The sequence below is a fragment of the Rhizobium sp. FG113 genome (assembly GCF_057809895.1).
Genome location: NZ_JBMDKV010000017.1, coordinates 137,396 through 154,413, shown reverse-complemented (window position 1 = coordinate 154,413; position 17,018 = coordinate 137,396). Strand labels below are relative to the sequence as shown.

At 59.1% G+C, this 17,018-nt stretch carries 14 protein-coding genes and 2 pseudogenes; 3 read left to right on the top strand and 13 right to left on the bottom strand.

The window, feature by feature from the left end; all coding sequences use genetic code 11:
* Positions 1 to 5: 5 nt before the first annotated feature.
* The 3 genes and pseudogenes from ACODTZ_RS28625 to ACODTZ_RS28615 all read left to right on the top strand — a co-directional run.
* Positions 6 to 1,316: a DUF8535 domain-containing protein gene (locus ACODTZ_RS28625; RefSeq protein WP_489029830.1), complete on the top strand. Its 1,311-nt coding sequence runs from the start codon at positions 6 to 8 to the stop codon at positions 1,314 to 1,316.
* Between the two features lie 182 nt (positions 1,317 to 1,498).
* A pseudogene (locus tag ACODTZ_RS28620) lies at positions 1,499 to 1,954 on the top strand (mobile mystery protein A); the annotation flags it as partial.
* A gap of 2 nt (positions 1,955 to 1,956) precedes the next feature.
* Positions 1,957 to 2,142 (top strand): annotated as a pseudogene (locus ACODTZ_RS28615) (mobile mystery protein B); the annotation flags it as partial.
* A gap of 407 nt (positions 2,143 to 2,549) precedes the next feature.
* Here the strand turns inward: ACODTZ_RS28615 and ACODTZ_RS28610 are convergent.
* The 13 genes from ACODTZ_RS28610 to ACODTZ_RS28550 all read right to left on the bottom strand — a co-directional run bounded on the left by ACODTZ_RS28610 (position 2,550) and on the right by ACODTZ_RS28550 (position 16,864).
* The gene (locus ACODTZ_RS28610) at positions 2,550 to 5,312 is read right to left on the bottom strand and encodes a type IV secretory system conjugative DNA transfer family protein (protein WP_489029828.1); all 2,763 of its coding nucleotides are present in this window, start codon (positions 5,310 to 5,312) and stop codon (positions 2,550 to 2,552) included.
* A complete protein-coding gene (gene virB11 / locus ACODTZ_RS28605; RefSeq protein ID WP_489029825.1) occupies positions 5,281 to 6,330 on the bottom strand; it encodes a P-type DNA transfer ATPase VirB11 in 1,050 nt (349 codons plus the stop codon). The genes ACODTZ_RS28610 and virB11 overlap by 32 nt, the downstream gene beginning before the upstream one ends.
* Positions 6,327 to 7,661 carry a type IV secretion system protein VirB10 gene (virB10, locus tag ACODTZ_RS28600; RefSeq protein ID WP_489029823.1) on the bottom strand — a complete coding sequence of 445 codons (1,335 nt, stop codon included), beginning with the start codon at positions 7,659 to 7,661 and terminating at the stop codon, positions 6,327 to 6,329. Before virB10 ends, virB11 begins: the two co-directional genes overlap by 4 nt.
* A 9-nt stretch (positions 7,662 to 7,670) precedes the next feature.
* On the bottom strand, positions 7,671 to 8,483 hold the full coding sequence (locus ACODTZ_RS28595; protein ID WP_237681497.1) for a TrbG/VirB9 family P-type conjugative transfer protein: 813 nt from the start codon (positions 8,481 to 8,483) through the stop codon (positions 7,671 to 7,673).
* A gap of 17 nt (positions 8,484 to 8,500) precedes the next feature.
* Positions 8,501 to 9,235, bottom strand: a complete 735-nt coding sequence (locus ACODTZ_RS28590) for a VirB8/TrbF family protein (RefSeq protein ID WP_174066790.1) — start codon at positions 9,233 to 9,235, stop codon at positions 8,501 to 8,503.
* A 105-nt stretch (positions 9,236 to 9,340) separates the two neighbouring features.
* Positions 9,341 to 10,414: a TrbL/VirB6 family protein gene (locus tag ACODTZ_RS28585; protein ID WP_489029820.1), complete on the bottom strand. Its 1,074-nt coding sequence runs from the start codon at positions 10,412 to 10,414 to the stop codon at positions 9,341 to 9,343.
* A complete protein-coding gene (locus ACODTZ_RS28580) occupies positions 10,414 to 10,632 on the bottom strand; it encodes a hypothetical protein (protein WP_489029818.1) in 219 nt (72 codons plus the stop codon). The genes ACODTZ_RS28585 and ACODTZ_RS28580 overlap by 1 nt, the downstream gene beginning before the upstream one ends.
* Entirely contained in the window at positions 10,629 to 11,420 is a 792-nt protein-coding gene (locus ACODTZ_RS28575; RefSeq protein WP_489029816.1) for a conjugal transfer protein, read from the bottom strand. Before ACODTZ_RS28575 ends, ACODTZ_RS28580 begins: the two co-directional genes overlap by 4 nt.
* Before the next feature lie 27 nt (positions 11,421 to 11,447).
* A complete protein-coding gene (locus ACODTZ_RS28570; protein ID WP_489029814.1) occupies positions 11,448 to 12,620 on the bottom strand; it encodes a lytic transglycosylase domain-containing protein in 1,173 nt (390 codons plus the stop codon).
* Positions 12,598 to 15,117 carry a VirB4 family type IV secretion/conjugal transfer ATPase gene (locus ACODTZ_RS28565; protein ID WP_489029812.1) on the bottom strand — a complete coding sequence of 840 codons (2,520 nt, stop codon included), beginning with the start codon at positions 15,115 to 15,117 and terminating at the stop codon, positions 12,598 to 12,600. Before ACODTZ_RS28565 ends, ACODTZ_RS28570 begins: the two co-directional genes overlap by 23 nt.
* A 3-nt stretch (positions 15,118 to 15,120) precedes the next feature.
* On the bottom strand, positions 15,121 to 15,447 hold the full coding sequence (locus ACODTZ_RS28560; protein WP_489029810.1) for a VirB3 family type IV secretion system protein: 327 nt from the start codon (positions 15,445 to 15,447) through the stop codon (positions 15,121 to 15,123).
* 2 nt (positions 15,448 to 15,449) lie between these two features.
* The gene (locus tag ACODTZ_RS28555) at positions 15,450 to 15,809 is read right to left on the bottom strand and encodes a TrbC/VirB2 family protein (protein WP_142843492.1); all 360 of its coding nucleotides are present in this window, start codon (positions 15,807 to 15,809) and stop codon (positions 15,450 to 15,452) included.
* A complete protein-coding gene (locus ACODTZ_RS28550) occupies positions 15,806 to 16,864 on the bottom strand; it encodes a lytic transglycosylase domain-containing protein (protein WP_489029807.1) in 1,059 nt (352 codons plus the stop codon). The genes ACODTZ_RS28555 and ACODTZ_RS28550 overlap by 4 nt, the downstream gene beginning before the upstream one ends.
* Positions 16,865 to 17,018: the final 154 nt, after the last annotated feature.

The window sequence follows — 17,018 nt, the reverse complement described above, 5'->3', positions numbered from 1 at the left end:
ACAGCCTGGCAGAGCTTACCGAGGAAGAGGCCGCAGCGCTTCGGGCATGGTATGGTAATGCTGCTTCCAATGCTGAGAAGTCAATTGCCCTCGCTGTGATCCGGCAAGCCAAGGTGATGAACGGCTGGATCGAGTGCGATTGCCTCACCTGTCGGCTCCAGCCCCTCCTCGCCCCGATCCGGCAACAGCACACCTATACGCTGCGGCGATTGACGTCGAAAGACGAAGACCCTGTTCGTCATAAGGAGCGGCCAAACCACACAATCAGTTGCCCTTTTCACGTGGATAAGGACGCGACGCCAGCGCTCATCGATCGTAGCTACCACATTCGGCCTCTCCGAAAGTCCGATCGGAGTTACATCGACGCATTGCCGGCCATTCCCGACCGTCTTGCTGACGTCGCCGAGCACGACATCAATCGCTCGACGGAGCGAAACGACAGACCGTCGAGGCTCGGTGGCATCCTGTGGCGGTTGCTCGACGACGCTGGTGTGAACATCGTTTCTCCCCTGCAGGATGAGTACGATCTGACACTACGAAATCAGTTGTCAAAGCTGCGCGCCGCCGCCAAAGAACTTCGAGTCTTGAGAACATGGTCACTTAATGCCCTGCTGTCGACGTGGGCGGCCGATTATTGGGCAACTGACAGCCGCTGGCAACGCCTGCTCGAAACCTCGCGTCCAGACTGGCCCGGAAAGCTTCGTCGCACGGGCTTCATGCTGCTGTATGCGAAATCCATATCCGTTCAGACAATCTTGCCGGCATCGTCCTCGCGACCAATCGACGTGATCGGGAAAGTGCGGCAGCCGTTGCGCGGTGACCCGGCGCGGCGCGGCCCATTCCTTACTTTGCTAAACGTGGACTTCGGCGACGATGACGAGGGACCAGCCAGGGCTGTCCAAGCCTATGCCCAGCCGGTCTACAATGGCGACACATTGTATCCGGTGGAATCCGGTTTTGAAAGAGATGTGTGCCATCTCCTGTTCTGGCTTCAGGGGTCCCTGTTGGAAGGCGTTCCTGATCTCCGTATCAAGATCACCAAGCCGCTTTTTGCGACCGAAACACCGCTTGGGCCCTGCCGGCCGGATTTCATAGTTGAGGCAACCTACAAGGAACATACGCCCGCAACTTTGATCGTCGAGGCCTTCGGCATGGAAACTGATGAGTATCGCGAGGCCAAGGAAAAAACCGTTCCGCGCATGAAGCAGCTCGGACCGATGTTCAGTATCTTTCCCGAGGATCTAACGGAGGCAAATGCGCAAGCGACAGCGAAGCGCCTGCAAGGTTGGGTCATCGACAATGTCCGGCACATGTGAAGCGTAATTGCAAGGATTTCAGGTATGCGCAAAAAACCGTCAGGCAGGCTATGGACTGATTTTCAGCTTAATAATATCAGGCTATAGCCGTGTTTTGATACTTTCCATTTCACGTTATAAGCTGATCCCAGGTTTGTGGAAATCAGGCTATGGCCTGATGTGGCACTGGCAGGCAGGGCAACGTGAAAAGCGATGCCCGCTGGGGAGCCCGACTACGGCTCGACGAGAGGCTCGACGGGCTTAGGCCGACCGACCGCTCAAAGGCGCCGCCGAAGGGCGGGGTGCGCGCGTTGCGCGATGCGATCGGCATGACCGGGGCGCAACTCGGCGTGCGAATGGGCATCCGGCCGCAAACCGTCGAGACGATCGAAAAATCCGAGGCGGCAGGTACGATCCAGCTGAACACCCTGCAGCGGGCGGCCGAGGCGCTCGACTGCACTCTCGTCTATGCACTCGTCCCGAACACAGCGCTCGAAGCGATGGTCAATGCGCGCGCACGCAAGATCGCGGTGCGCGAACTGCAGCGCGTCGCGCATACGATGCGGGTGGAAGCGCAGGGCACGGACGATCCCGATCTTGAAGCAGGTATCCAGACCTATATCCGCGACCGGCTTTCCGACCGTGATCTCTGGAACGAGACATGGCCGATCTCTTTCAAAAGCCGGAGGATGCGAGACCGCTCGATCCGCAGGAACGCGAGGCCCTGCTGCAGAGCTGGATCACGCACAGGAAGGACCTCAACGAAGCCGAGCAGGAGAACATCGTCGAAGCCGCCGCTATCAATGGCTGTAGGTCAGCCCGCAACGAACTGGTCGGCTCTATGGATACTCATCCAGCTCGCGCTTTGCCGCAGCAAGGAGGGCATCCTGAACCGGCACCAGCATGTCTTGAGGGCAACTCCCAAACATGCGCGTTACAAGTTCGTCCGCGAGATCAGACAGTGTTGGCTTAAGCCTCTTTGGAAACAGATGGTCGATTTTGCTCTCGTCAGCACCGAGGCGCCTGAGCTCAACGCGCATCGTTCTCAGTTCCATTTCGCGCTCCTTCACCATCAGCCAGAAGCCCGGGTCGGCACGGGCCGCGGAAACGATTCGTTCGAGATGCCGTTCATCGGCGATATGAAGCGTCGAGAGGCGCTCGATTTTGGCCATGGTTGGTGTTCTCCTGATGCTCGGGCACCGCGACCTGACTTGGTCTGGCCCTGTGAACTACGATTGATCTGAGGCCAGCCAGCTACTCGTTCCCCGGCATGCTATCGGGCGCCGCCTCATCTTCGCGCAAAGGATCGCGCGCAGTGTCTGCGAACTCGCGTAGCCATGCCTTCGAACTGTCCTCCGTCAGCTTGCCTGAGAGAGTGTCTATGAGGAGCTCAACGTCCGCGTTCAGCGTTTGTGGCTCAACCACATTTTCCGCAGCCTGCAGGAAGATGATGTCATTCAAAGCCTGAAGTTCGCCTCCGAATGCTTCTCTTACTTCCTGGCGTCGGAGAATAGGAGAACCGGATGCGCCATCCGGATAATTCTGCCGCCTTGTCGGAGATCCCGGGTAGAAAGATTGGCCAAGCTTTTCTTCATCGACATCGAGATCAATCTTATCGGCGTTTTTGACGAGGGCTTCCTTCGGCTCACCACGTTTCTCTCTCCGGCCAGCCGCGCTATGCGAGGGTTTACGTCCCGGCTGCGGCTCATCGCCAAATTCTTCTTCTACCAGGCCTGCGGCGCGGGTCTCATCGAGGTCCAGACGGCGACGCAGCTCGTCAAGAGAGGAAATATAAACGTGACGAACGCCGTCCTTCACGATGTAGCGAAGATCTTGCGGCTTCCGGACCCGCTCGATGGCAGCCAGATCGATGTCAGCTCCGAATTTCAAGCCGGCCTGATCGCTGGGCGCGGCTATATCCGGTGCGGCTGGCGTGACGGACCCGAGGCGGTCACTGTCGGCTATCGTCCACTCAACAGGCTTCAGACAGGGTTTCGATACCATCTTGAACTTGCGGACTTTCGCGAACATACGCTCGCCCCCGGCGTCCAGTTTCATGATCCGCATCAGCGGCATGCCGGTGACCTGCAGGATCGCCTCTTCCGGTTTCATCATCATCAACGTGTTCAACGGAAGGAGATCGACTGACATCGGCACCTTCGAGATTGATCGCTGACGACGGCCATGGCGATGGGAATAGGACGATTGTTCGACCCATTCCGTCGTCTTTCCGGCCGCGAGCGAGACCGCCATTGCATCGTCCTGGTTCTGGAAGTTCATGAAGACCTTGATCGTCGATGCTCCCATCAGAATCTTCTGTCCGGACCGCTGGTACAATCGCTCCAGCTGGGCACCGTCCTGAAGGATAAAGACGAACCGCACCCCGTTCTTGCGGATCAAGGGGGCGAGCGTCAGCACCGTGTCAATGCGGCCACCATTGCCAAACTCGTCAAGCATCATCATCACTTCGTGCTCGCCATCGGGCAAAGGACCCATTTGAACCAGCTTGTCGGCCATTTGCTGGATGAACATCGAGATCAGCCGCTCATAGATCTGGATGGCATTCCAGTCGGCCTGGATATAGATCACCAGCTTGCGCTTCCGTATGGTATCGACCGGAATGGTGGTGATTGATGTCAACGCCTCCACGAGCGGGTTCTGCAGGAAGTTGAGCTTGGCGACGATTTCGGCCGCGATCCCCTCACCCAGCTTTTCGTGCCGGCCGGCAAATTTGGTGAGCTGCATACGGGTCTGGTCGGAAAGGACCGTTTCGTAGTTCTCCAGCAGCTGAACAATCGCCGTACGCTCGTCGGACATCGAGTTAAGGATACGGTACAGCTCGCTTAGCGACTTGCGGGTGTCGGGGCATTCGAGCACGAAGCCAAGCATGGCGGTGAGCAGAATCCGGGCGCTCTCCTCCCAGAAATCGGAAGAATCGGAGCGAAGCCGCTCCGGTAGCAGCATCTGCGTCAATTTCTGGAGGTCGGTGATGCGCTGGTGTGGGTCCGTACTGATCAGGTCAAGCGGGTTGTAACCGTCGGTAAATTTCGATCCTGGCGCCAGCAGAAAAGTCTCAAATCCCTTGTCCTTCAGAAAACCGGAGGTCTCCTCGAACAGCTCACCGCTCATGTCGAGCACCACCTGCGAGCCCTCGAAACTCATCATGGAGGGAATGACAAAGCCACGCGACTTTCCCTGTCCGGGGGAGCCGATCAGCATTACATGCTGGTCACCATCGTTGCGAAGAAGAAGTCCTTGCTTGAGACCAAGCACGATCCCGTGTTTGTCGCGCAGGCGAAAGTCTGCCGCATCCTTGAGGGTGGCGAGACGGGCCCTGCCCATGATCATCCGCTGGCGTTTCTGGATTGCTGCACCAATCGGAAACCCCACCAGCGCGCCGGCGGCGGCGAGCCCCACGAGTGTAGCCTGGACCGTCTGCCGGGAAGGCCGCTGATAGACCCCGGCTGTATCCGTCGTTCCGAACGGCGCCTGATACATTGCGGCAAGATGGCTGCCGTAGTAGCTGGCGATTTCGGCATGTTCGCCAGCCTTCGTGGCGACGAGATAAAAGGCAAAGCCGTAGATAAATGCGCCAGCCCAGGCGGCGGCAAAGATCAGCGCGGTCAGCGCAATCAGGCTGAACATCGAACGGACATGCAGGAGGTAAAGGATCTTGCGCGACAACGCCCTGCCGCCCTTGAGCATCCAGATGCATATCAGGAAGAACAGGAAGGGTGATGCAAGCGTGAATGCCAGAAGCGACAAACCAAGCGTGTTGCGCGTATGGATGATCGACCAGGTGTAGCGAGCGGCATCAGCGAACCGCACGTGGCCAACATAGTCGAAATACGACAGTGAACCGAAGGAAACGACATAGGCGTCGTAGATCAACGTGAAGAAGGCCAACCATATGCAGACCACGCCAACCAGCGCGACAGGCAGTGTGAGAAAAGACAGTTTCTGGAGACCCGTCCATTTCGGGCGATCAATCTCTCCGTCCGTGTATACGCTGGCCATGTTCATCAACCTCGTCGGCAAAATAAATCTCGCTGACACCGCGACCGCCGGCGGCATCGCTCTTCTTCAACTGAACTACGATCGGGATGATCGAGCGGATGTAGCGGATGATATCGTCGCGTTCCATGCGGACATTGCTGTTGAGCACCAGCGTCGACAGCCGGTTGAACGCATGATGCGGCGAGTTAGCGTGGATCGTTGACATCGAGCCGGGGTGACCGGTGTTGATGGCATTTAGAAAATCAAACGCCTCGTCTCCCCGCAGCTCGCCCATGAAGATACGGTCGGGCCGAAGGCGAAGCGCCGTGGCGAGAAGGTCGCCCATTGTCACCCTCGCCTCCCCTTGTCCGCCCTTCGATACCAGCAAAGAAACGACATTTTCCTGGCGTGGCTCCAGTTCGGCCGTGTCCTGCATGAGAATGAACCGCTCATGGTCGGGGATTGCGGTCAGCATGGTATTGAGGAAGGTTGTCTTACCGGTGGAAGTCCCGCCCGAAATCAGCATGCTTCGATGATTGGTGGCCGCCAGTTCCAGAAAATCGCGCGTCTTTCCGATCCGCAACAGTCGCGAGAGCTCGATATCGACATCATCGAGATAGTCGTCGCCGGTTATCTTTGTGAAGCGGAAAGCGCCCGCTTCCTCATAGTCGTTGAGGTCGAACCGTCGGATAAACTGCTTGCGGATCGAGAAGGCGTGACCGGTTGCCGAGGTCGGGCTCAAGACAAACTGGACGCGTTCGCCTCCCGTCAGCGTCGCCGAAAGAAGTGGATTTTCAGCATTGATCGTCTGCTTTGTGAAGGAGGCAGCGCGAGAAGCCATATGGCGGATGACATCCTGATCCAGTCCGTCGATCTCGTGGCGCACCATCCGGAGCTGCCCGATCTTCTCCAGCCAGACCTCGTTGCTGCGCTGGCAAGAGATTTCGACGACAGCGGGATCGTCGAGGAATGACCGGATCGGTTCCAGCGCCTCGGTCAGAAAGTGCTGTTCGGCGGAAATCTGGGGGCGCGCATTCATTTGCCGTATCTCACCTTGCGCAGCCGCTCGAACTCTTCGCGGACCGGGTCAGGATAAAGGCCGGCAAAATCGAGGTCGCGCGTCACGAAAACATTGATATCCGAGCCCTGCGGAATGTGGATGGTCGGACGAATGTTGCGGGAATCCTCAAACGCTGTAGATGCAATTTGCTGGATACCCGATGCGATGGTTTCCGCCGCAATCGCACGGGCACGGTCCTGTGAGGTCTCACCGTTGTCCTGTGGAATGCGCGTGACACTGCCATTGTCGTTGACGATGGTGATGTAGCGATCTTGCCTCTGGCCAAGCTGCGCAATGTATTGTGTCGCGCCGCCGATCAGCGTCATAAGGGCCGGCGGTCCGAAACGTTCCCAATTCTTTCTGTCGACCATGCCGGTCATACCCGAACGGCCAAGACGGTCCGTCCCATAGGAACCGAGCTGCACCGAGACGCCGTCGCCGCGGATCATCCGCGTCCAGACAATCAGGATCCGCTCCTGCCCCCTCTGGACGCCGGACTTGTAATCACCGATCAGCGAGGATCCGGCGGGGATAAGAATACGACGGCCATCGAAGGAATAGACGTCCTCACGCACAATCCCCTTCACCATCCCGGCGAGATCGGAGTTGATGGCTGTTTCGAGCGTACCGCGGATCATCGTGCCCTGCGGTATCCAGGCATCGGTACGGCGATTTTCTGTGGCGGCCGACACCTCCACCCCCTGTCCGCCCATCGCCTTCAGGAAGGCCCGATCGCCATCGACAGCCCCGCCGCCATCTCCAGTAACGGTATTTGATGCACTGGCCGTGCTACTCGCCCCAAACGGACCTGCGCCAGCAGCGTCGGACGACGTCGCCGAAGCGCTTCTCGTCTGGTCGGATTGGTCGAAGACCATGGCGGAGGAGCGGACGCGCTCCAGCAACTTCGCCTTCCGCTCCAGCTCAATGCATTTCGGGTCGTCGGGATTTTTGCCCCGGGAGCAATCGATGTCCGCAGGCGGTGCGACAGGAGCTGAGGCCGGCACCCGCGGCGCCGGTGGTGGCGGAGGCGGAGGTGGTGCTGCGGGGACTTCGACCGTGGGCAGCGGTGGCGGTGACGGCGTCCGGAACCCTTCATTTCTCGGTGTCTGGACCGGCCGGAATTCCTCGCGAGGGGTCGTGTCGATCGGCGGCTCTGCCTCCCCACCCGCCAGAAGGAAATACAGGACGACACCAACGCCGGCGATGCTGGCGACGACTGCAAACGGGCGCATGAGGCCTATACCACCGCGCCTGACCTGTCCGCCGATGGATGCATCAGCGTCGATGGAATGGTAGTTGGGATCCGACATGAGCGCCTCCTATCTTGATTGCGATTGTTGGTTGGATGTCCCGCTGCCAATTCGCTTCGGCGATACCGCGCCCTCGATCGGCGCCGGTATATCGGCAGGCGTTGTCCTCAGATTGAAAAGGCAGGTTTCGGCTTCGGTACCAAAGCGCAGCGTCCATTGCCGCGAGACCTTGTCGATAACGATGTAGTCGGCCTCGCGGCGATAATTCACCAGGCTCTCGCGGCGCCTGCCATCGACGATGAAGATTGCCGGGATGTCACCGGTGAATTTCATGAAGGTCTTCAATCCATCGTCGAAGACCCAGAGCGGTTTGGCTCCGTCACTGCCCTTGAACCCGTAGTCGTAATTGACCTTGTCGCGGCGGATGTTCTTGATGTTCGGATTGCGCTGGGCTGCCTCAGCCTGTTTCCAGAGCTCCGCCGTGCCTTTGAGGCCCGCGTCCTCCGGATAGGTGAACCGCAGCTTGAAAGTCTGGTTCTGCATCGCCTTGCTGTCGTTGACACGCAGGTCAAAGGAGTAGGTCCGCTTCGTCGTGACCACCGACAGGTTAGTGGCCGCATCCTTCTCCATCGGTTTCAGGGTGAGCGAGCGCCGGTCGGCCGAGGTGAGGATCTGCCAGGAGACGGTGTCACCTGCGACAACCTGCGTTATGTCCTCATCCGCGCCGAAGAGGATCGTCGTCACCAGCCCGTAGGTGCCCGTCACGAGGAAGACCTGCTCGGCCGAATAGGGAAGTGAGCGGATTCTCGGGTCGAAGCGACCCGGCCTGGCAACCAGCTCAGCATGCGCAACCAGTGGACCCAGCAGCATGAACAAGGACATTGCAACCATCCGCCGCATCATGGCGCGATCCCTGACGGCATGGTCTCGGGCACTCTCGCATACTCGGTCACAACAAAGCCAAGAGGATTAAATAGACGGACCCGGTTACTGGCGGAAAGGTTGATCTGCCGGTAGCGTATCGTCGCCGACCAGCGCGTGATGACATCGCCGCCACGGCGACGTTCCCTTGTTTCGAAGCGAACAGCCATGGTCGATGGATTAAGCGGATTGACCGAGAGGATTTCCGGGCGGATTTCTCCGGTTGCGCCGAGCATCTTGACCGGTCCCCTCGGATTGGAGGGGTTCATCCAGTCCTCGTAGTCTTTGAAGGCCTGCGAACCGGGTTCCGACCACAGCGCAATCATGTCGAAATTATCCGACAGGTAGCGGGGATCGTAGGTTTCGCGGCGGATCACGTAGTTGCCAGCGAAAGCCGCGCGCACGGCCTGATTTTCCGAGACCGTCGCACGGTCTTTATCGAGCGTGGTCACCGTCTCCATGTAACCGGTATTCCGGTCGACGATCAGCGGCACGACCTCGGTGCGAACGAGCGGAAAGAGTTGCGCCACCGAAAACGACAGCACGCCTGCAACAGCCCAGCCGGCCACGGCAAACCCCAGCAGGATGATGCCGATCAATGTGCGAAGCGAACGGTTCTTCTCACCCCAGGAAAGGTGCTGGTCGTAGATGTCCTGCGGCCCGGCAACCTGGTCGGTTGGTACGGCTCGCAACTGCCTTCTGAACAATGCCACGTTCTATCCCCAAAATCATGATCGTCGTTAGGTTTGCGGGCTACGTCGTCGGTGAAAACCGGCTTCCATATGGATAAGCTGGATTCGACCCGCGCATTTCTCGCCTCATTCACCGCTGCGCCGGCGCATGGTCAGCATCCGACCGAGCGCTCCGGCACCTGCCATCGTGCCGCGGCCGGCAAGTGCCGCCGCCGTCAACGCGCCTTTTGGCCCAGCCATCATGCCAAGGGCCACTGCGGCGGCCTGCCCGCTTCTGGAAGTGCTGGAACCGAGTCTCGCGCGAGCCGCGCCATATATCGTGCTGGCGCCGCCTCCGCCGGGAGTACCTGACGTCATCGTGCCGTAGGCAAATGTTCTCGCGAAATCAGGAACCTGGAAAATGAAATAGGAGATCAGCGCCAAGTAGAGCACCATCGCCAGCACGATCGCGAGCGCATTTTCCTTGGTCGCCATGTCGCCACTGATCGTGTCCATCATGCCGATCAAAAAGCCGAACGACAGCCCAGCCATGACATAGGTGAAAAGCAGCATGAACATGCCGTAGGCGATGCCCCTCACCCACGCATCGAAGACGAAACGCGTGATACCGAAGAAATAGGAAAGGATGGCGATTGGGCCGATAGCCAGCATGACTGCGGTGATCATCTTGGCGAACAGCGTCACGCCGGTCAGGATGAGCAGCATCGGCAGCAGGCCAAAGACCAGTACGATGAAGACCACCACTGCACCGGTAACGTTCGGCAGCCATCCGGATTCATAGGAATTGAACAGCTGCATGGCGAAGTCGTAGACCTTGCGCGACATGCTGGCGACTTGGCTGGCAAGATCGGAGCCGGCGGATTGCCCTCCCATCGCCGAAGAAATGGCAGCCCCAAGATCCTGCGGTGACGTCAGCACGAACTGGCCGATATTGTCGTAGAAGGTCGCCCAGGACATGACCAGCGCATAGGCAAGCGCGAGTTTCGAGGCCGTGATCGCCATATCCTGAAGAGATACGCTCGACAGGCCGAGCGCGCCCCAAAGAAAGTAGAGAATGAGAAACAGCGCCAGGATAGACGAGACCAGATTGCCGTTCTCGGCGAACAATCCCCAGGCCCTCTCAAGGGATGCCTCGTTGATCTTGTCGAAGTATGAGAGTGCGTCGCCATAAAAATTGACCGCATAGCTGACCGGATCCATCATCCCCCCTGAAAGGAGTTGACGGGTCGCATCGGACCGCAATCGTTGTTGACGATGTCCGCGAGCGCTTGCTCCGGTGCCGTCGACTTCTGCCCTGTCTCGTAGGCGAGAGCCGGTATGGGGTTCTCATCGGCTGAGCATTTCGCCAGCTGTTCGAACTTGCCCGCGCATCCGGACAAGATGATAAGGGCGAAGACCGGAGCCGGGAGAAATCTCACTGGTTCTGCTCCTCGAATGCCTGTAGCTGGTCGCGAATCGAAGCTTCGCCCGCGCCACCACTGCCATCGCGCATCACGCTGTCGGGAAGCGTTGCGAACGTCTTGAGGTTCTGGGATGAGGTTGCGAGGGCCGCCTTATACTGCTGGTTCAGCAGCATCACCTGGTTGTTGAGCGAGCCGACGGCCTCGTTGGCGGTCTGGTTGCCCTGCAGCACCATCTGCGTGTTCTGTTCGAGCGCGCCCTTCAGATCCTGTGCCGTGCCGATCTGCTCCGTCGCCTGCATGAAGGCGTTCTGCCGGTCCTTGGTGGCGCTGTTCATCGCGTCAGTAAGGGCAGTCAGCGTCGTCAGCGCGTTGATGCCTTGCGAATAGGCTTGATTGGCGCCTGAAAGCTCGCCTCCCTTGACGGTATCGACAACCATTTTCACCAGATTGAGCCCATTGATCAGCTTGGCGGCGGTGTTTTGGAATTCACCGCTGATGCCGCCGAACAACGCTTCGTTTCCCGACAGGATGCTGTTGAAATCAGGCGCCTGGCCCATACTGAATCCATTGCCGGTGGCGAGCTTGGCAAACTGGCTTGCATCCTGTGACCGGTCGCCAGTGATCGCCTGAAGCGTCTTGATCGTATTGTCCTTGACGATCGACGTGTCGCCCTGGATCTGCTTCGAGAGCTTTTCGATCTCCTGGCTTATTGCGATATTGGCCGCGTCTTTGACGGGGACCTGCGCAAAGGCGTGCGACACAGTGGTGATGCTGAGCGCTGCGGCAACAACGATTTTCTTCATCTGCCTGTCCTCTCTCTCTCTTCCTGTTCAATTTGCCGTTGGCCTGGCGTCAACGACTGTCACGAGCCCAAGCGCCGGATCCTCCAAAACCGAGAAGGTCGCGACATCGCCAGTGGCGCGTGCCTGCTCCTGAAGGTCCTCGAGCCAACGCTGAATCTGATCTGTGGTGGCGGTTGTTGGCACCGCAAAGCATCGGGTGCTGCCGGTATCAATGACTGTCGAGGGGCACTGGACTTCAGCCATGACGAGGGAACCATCGTGGTCCTTGGCGTTGCCGCCTCCCGAGCCGCGCAAGGCCGCAGAAGAAGACTGGAGCCCAGCCTGTAGACGCTGCAAATATTGCTGGTTTGCCGCCAGCGATTTTCCCAGAAGCTCGTTCCAGACTGAACCGCGTTCGACCTGCGCCTGAGTATTGCGGTCGACCGCCTTTTTCAGCTGCTCCCCGCATCCGCGCGCATCACTGACGGTTTCCGTCTCGACATCATCGCCCGACGGGGTCCGGTCGCCGTTCTCAGCCTTGTTCCGGCTGTAGTAGGCCGAGACTTTTTTGACGTAGTCTTGTGTCTCGGGAATATTGGGTATCCTTCCGTTCTGGAGGGACTGACGATAAGGCCCGGCATTGTATCCAGCGGCGATCAGGTCGTAGCGATTGCCGAACATGCCCTGCAGTTGCTTGATGTATTTGACGCCGCCGCGGATATTGTCGCGCAGGTCGTAAGGGTTGACGCCAAGTCCCGCCGCAGTCCCAGGCATCAGTTGCATGACGCCGGTCGCGCCAACCGGCGAGCGCGCCGATTGGCGGAAGCGTGATTCCTGCTCGGCAATCGCCAGCGCAAAATTGGGATCGACCCCCTGGCGGATGGCCTCGTCCGCCACCATACGGGCGACTTCCTGCTGGCTATGCGTGCGTTTCGACGGGCTGGCAGGCGTGGTCTCACCGGCCATGCCCTCGGCCGAGCAATCCGCCGGCGCGCCGGAGCCCTGCCCGGGCGCAACGCTGTCGGTCGTTCCGCCTGACGCACCCTTCAACGCTTGCGTATCCGACTGATAGGTCTTGTACCAGTTCTCCGTCGCCTGCTGGATATTGCGGCGGGCATTGTCGATTACCGGGACCTGCGCGACCGCAGCGACCGGTGTAAACATGCTGGCCAGTACCACCGCGCCGACGGTCGCCAACTCAGGAAGTCTTGCGTTTGTCATCGGACACATCCCCCTCCCAGTCGCAGAATTTCGAAAGCCAGGTCTTCGGATCGTTGCCATATTCGTCGAGCAGCATCTCGACCTCGCGGACGGTCTCCTCGCGACCGGACAGGACCTTGATGAACTCCGGCATGTGGGACATGTCGACACGGGCGATGACGCTGCTCTTTGCCTGCTTGATCAGCATGAAGCGCGAGGCCGGATCGCCATTCTTGACCCAATCGAATTCAGCCCTGGAAAGACCGAAATGCTCCATGTAGGAGTTTTCGTCCGCCTTTGGATTGGCGAAAAAGATGTTCGTCGACGTCTGTTCAATGATCGTCCGGCTGACGCTCGACTGCACCACGTCGTCGGCCGACTGCGTGCCGAAAATGACGAGACCGTTCCGTTTCCGGATGGTCTTGAAATAGTCCTTCATGGTGCGTTTGAATTCGTCGTCGTCGAGCAGCTTCCACGCCTCGTCCATCAGGTTGATGATCGGCGCCTTGCCGTCATAAACCTCGTCGAGCCGATGGAACATGTAGAGGAGTGCTGCCGTGCGCACCGAGGGATCGTCGAGGATAGACGTCATATCGAAGCCGATCATCGGCCGGGAGACATCGAGATTGTCGTCGGCATTGTCAAAGAGCCAGGCATAGGGTCCGTGATCGACCCACTTGTCGAGCCGCGCAATCAGGCTTCCCTCCGTCCGCTCGCTGCCCGCCAGCAGGGCGCGAAGTGACGACAGTCGACGATAGGACCGGTCCTTCGTCTTCAGGACCGACTTGATCGCGGTGCGGATGATGGTCTCTTCCTGTGGTGTCAGGCTTTCGCCTTCCTTCGCCGGCTTCAGCATGAAGCTCAGGAGACGATAGAGAAAGACGCGGTTCTCCTCGGTATCGTCGAGGAGAAGCGGGTTCCATCCCGACGGTTCGCCGGGTTCGAGCGTCATGTAGGTTCCGCCCGCCGCCCGTACCATGATGTCGAGGCCGCGGTCCTTGTCGAAGACGATGGTCTTCAGACGCGGGCTGACGCGGTAGGCCTGGAGGATCAGGAAGGCCATGATGACGGTTTTGCCGGAGCCGGTCGGCCCAAACACCGTCGTATGCCCGACATCGCCCTGGTGGAAGTTGAAGAAGAACGGCGTCCCTGACGTCGTCTCGAATATGGTGATCGCCGGGCCCCAATGGTTGCCGTCCGGCTTGCCATAGGGATAAGCGTGGAAGCTGCTCAGGCCCGCACAATTGAGCGTCGAGATAACGGCACGACGGGCTATATAGGCCTGATTGCCAGGAAGCTGCGCCCAATAGGCCGGCTCAGCGTTTAGATCCTCGCGGACATAGGAGGCACCCAACGCACCAAGTTCGTTGCCAATCAGGGCGACGCCGTCGTCAAGCTGGATTGCGGATCTCGCCACCGGCATGACCGTGAGATGATGCTCAGCGAAGGCAACCCGTTTCCTCGCCAGTTCATCGCGCGCAATATCGAGACTGGCCTGGACGCTGGAACCGCCCTCATCAGCTTTAGACAGCTGCCGATCCAGGCGTTCGATACGACTTCTCGCCGCAATGTCGTCGATAAAGGACATCGACTGCGTCAGCACCATCTCGAATGGAAGCTTAAGGATATAGTCGAGCATGCCGGCGCCGGTCTCGGGCGGATACTCCTTCAAGGAAACCATTGCGGCATAGCGGTCATCGCCGGGCGTATCGCCCTGAAGATGGATGGTCCGGTTGCCGATCGATGTGCGACGCGCCGGCAGCATCGCATCGATGGGAAGGTTGCCGAGCCGGATCGGCCGGACACGGCCGCCGTTCAGCAGCGTGTAGAAGAATTCGCATTGTTCCGAAAACCAGATTTTGGAGGTTCCCTCCTCAACCTCCATGCTTTCAGAAAAGTCGCGATAGATGGTCTGGCCGTTGCCCAGGTCCACTTGCACGCGTTGCACGTCGCGGAGGACTTTGGGTCCATAGGCGGCGAGCGACTTTTCGAGCGCTTTCGTCGCCTCGACCAATTTATCCCGCATCGAGCGAAACTGCTCCTTGCGAACGACATCGCCGCCGATGCCCATGATGCGGGACAGCGCGGACCCTTGTTTGAACAACGGGCGCACGACGAGCGAGATATAGGTGTCGTTGACGAACATCTCGTTGCGAGAGATGCTCGCTTGATACACATCGTCCAGTCGCTGGATGAAGGGGTCGGTGAATGTTGCCGGCAAGGACGGTGCGACCTTGCGCCTGACGACATGGGTGTAGGCCGCGAAATTGCCAATCGAGGAAATGGCGCGAAAAGCCGAGTTGCGCTGCCGATGCAGCATGTTGATTGTTTCGATGTCGGCCGTTTCGAACGAGAAGCCTGTGAGACGCAGGGTCGATACCAGGCAATCGTTCTTTAACCGGATAATGCCGTTTTCGATCGGAACGTAGAAGGGAACGTGGGTTGAGATACTGCGATCGGCGAAGATCTCCCAGCCCTTTGATAAACTTCCCTTCAGCGATCTTGCCATCGTGCTCATCAGTCAGGCTCCGTAGGTCCGGATGCCCCCGCCGAGTTTGCGGCCGAGGGGATTGACGCCGCACATGCTGAGGCGACCGAGGATGTCGAAGAACCAGAGATCGAGTTTGACCGTCAGCACATAAAGAATGCCGTGCAGGATGACGAAGGAGACGGGAAACCACAGGATGGAACCCAGCACCATGAACACCATCAGCGAGACGAAGCATTCCGCCAGGAAGTAGGTGTACGGGATCCCCATTACCGTCGGCGGCCGCGTGAGGGCCAGGATGACGGGATAAGATTCGATATAGTCGTCCCCGCAAGAAGTCTTGTTGCCGGAGTTCGCCATGTTCACGATCCGGCGCCAGCTAAGAAGTCGACAAGCTCAGCGGCAGCGAACATGCCGGCGAGGCTTCCACCGACTCGCAGAAGCGCGCCCCAGGACCAGAAACCAAAGGCGGCAGCCAGGAACATGCCGATGAACGCGATCGCTCCGACGGAGCGGCCGAATGCGCCAGTGAAGAACTGTACCAATCTGTCGGCAGCATTCTCCAGGGCATCGAGGCTCTGCGCTGCCGCCGGCTCGTATTGACTGACGAACAGCACCGAGGCGGCAAGCAGCACCATCACCGCATGGCCGGCCCACTTGCGTTTGACCAGGGAGCGGCAGGTGACGCTGCCAACAAGAATTGCCATGACCACTATGTTCATTGAAGTACCTCTTCCTTGACGATTTTGACCGGGCCGCCGCGTTGCGCCGCGTTCAGCGGCTGTGGGAGGCGGCTGTCCGACGCGAGCGGGCTTGCAACTGAGAAGACGAGCATCGGCGACCTTGCCCGGTCGGCCGGGCCTGAGCGGCGGTGCTGATTGGATTGAGAGTCAGGTGTCGGAGCACGTGTAGGGGGCTGGGAGCTTGCCGGCTTGCCGGTGTAGTAGCCGACAACACGCGTCACATAGTCCGCGGTTTCGCGGATCAGCGGCAGGGATTGATGCGCATCAACGCGGGGTTCTCCGGCATTGTATGCGGAGGCGATCAGCACAGGGTTGCTATACTTGTCGATGAGCACCCGCAGGAAACGCGTGCCTGCACGAATGTTCGGTCCGGGATCGGTGAGGTCATGGACGCCAAAGGCCTCGCCGATGTCAGGCATGACCTGCATCAGACCGATGGCGCCGGCCGGACTGACAAATGCGGGATTGAACTGCGCGTTTTCCGCGCGCATGATCGAGAGTACCCAGTTCGGATCGACCTCCTCCTCAACCGCAATTTCCACCGCAAGGGCCGCGTAATCTTCAGGCACGCCGGAAAGCAGGTCGGGACGGGCTTGCGTCCTTGTGCGATCGGAAGGCGTTTGGGGTTCGATGGCCGGATTGGCAGACGGATGAACGGCGTTTGCGTCAGACGAGAAGACACTGATGGGAGAGAGCACGGCGCGGTCGCGCCGTGCTCTCATGCTGCCGGCCGCTTCTCCCGGTAGCTTTGGCGTACTGTCGTCAAGTTCAGTCGCTGGATCTGCAACAAATGACAGATTTGCGGGAACTGCGTTGGTATTGGCCTCTCCCCAAAAACGCTCATTGAAACTGGTGAGGTCGATGCTTGGCGGTGGTTGTGGGTCAGCGTCAACGGCGAGTGCTGACAGCGCACCGGGCTCACTTGAGATTCCGCCCGCGAACCGGAAGGACCAATCGGCATGGTCATGGTTCTCGCCGATCTTGAACGGGTCGCTCTCGGCGGACGTTGCGGCAAGACATGTCGCCAGGAGCACAGACGTTACCGCAGGCCAGACTGCTATTTGTAACACTCTGGGTCGCGGTCTCATCACAGAAGAAAGCGGGCTGTCATCCATTCCGAACCAGTCCATAACTTGTACTTCAATACAAGTTATGGACTGCAATCCGCGCCGGAAATCAACTGAAAAA

Excerpts from the sequence above, each read along its gene's own strand:
- ACODTZ_RS28610 (WP_489029828.1), bottom strand. The coding sequence starts at position 5,312 with ATGGCCAGCGTATACACGGACGGAGAGATTGATCGCCCGAAATGGACG.
- virB11 (WP_489029825.1), bottom strand. The coding sequence starts at position 6,330 with ATGAATGCGCGCCCCCAGATTTCCGCCGAACAGCACTTTCTGACCGAG.
- virB10 (WP_489029823.1), bottom strand. The coding sequence starts at position 7,661 with ATGTCGGATCCCAACTACCATTCCATCGACGCTGATGCATCCATCGGC.
- ACODTZ_RS28595 (WP_237681497.1), bottom strand. The coding sequence starts at position 8,483 with ATGTCCTTGTTCATGCTGCTGGGTCCACTGGTTGCGCATGCTGAGCTG.
- ACODTZ_RS28585 (WP_489029820.1), bottom strand. The coding sequence starts at position 10,414 with ATGGATCCGGTCAGCTATGCGGTCAATTTTTATGGCGACGCACTCTCA.
- ACODTZ_RS28575 (WP_489029816.1), bottom strand. The coding sequence starts at position 11,420 with ATGAAGAAAATCGTTGTTGCCGCAGCGCTCAGCATCACCACTGTGTCG.
- ACODTZ_RS28570 (WP_489029814.1), bottom strand. The coding sequence starts at position 12,620 with ATGACAAACGCAAGACTTCCTGAGTTGGCGACCGTCGGCGCGGTGGTA.
- ACODTZ_RS28565 (WP_489029812.1), bottom strand. The coding sequence starts at position 15,117 with ATGAGCACGATGGCAAGATCGCTGAAGGGAAGTTTATCAAAGGGCTGG.
- ACODTZ_RS28560 (WP_489029810.1), bottom strand. The coding sequence starts at position 15,447 with ATGGCGAACTCCGGCAACAAGACTTCTTGCGGGGACGACTATATCGAA.
- ACODTZ_RS28555 (WP_142843492.1), bottom strand. The coding sequence starts at position 15,809 with ATGAACATAGTGGTCATGGCAATTCTTGTTGGCAGCGTCACCTGCCGC.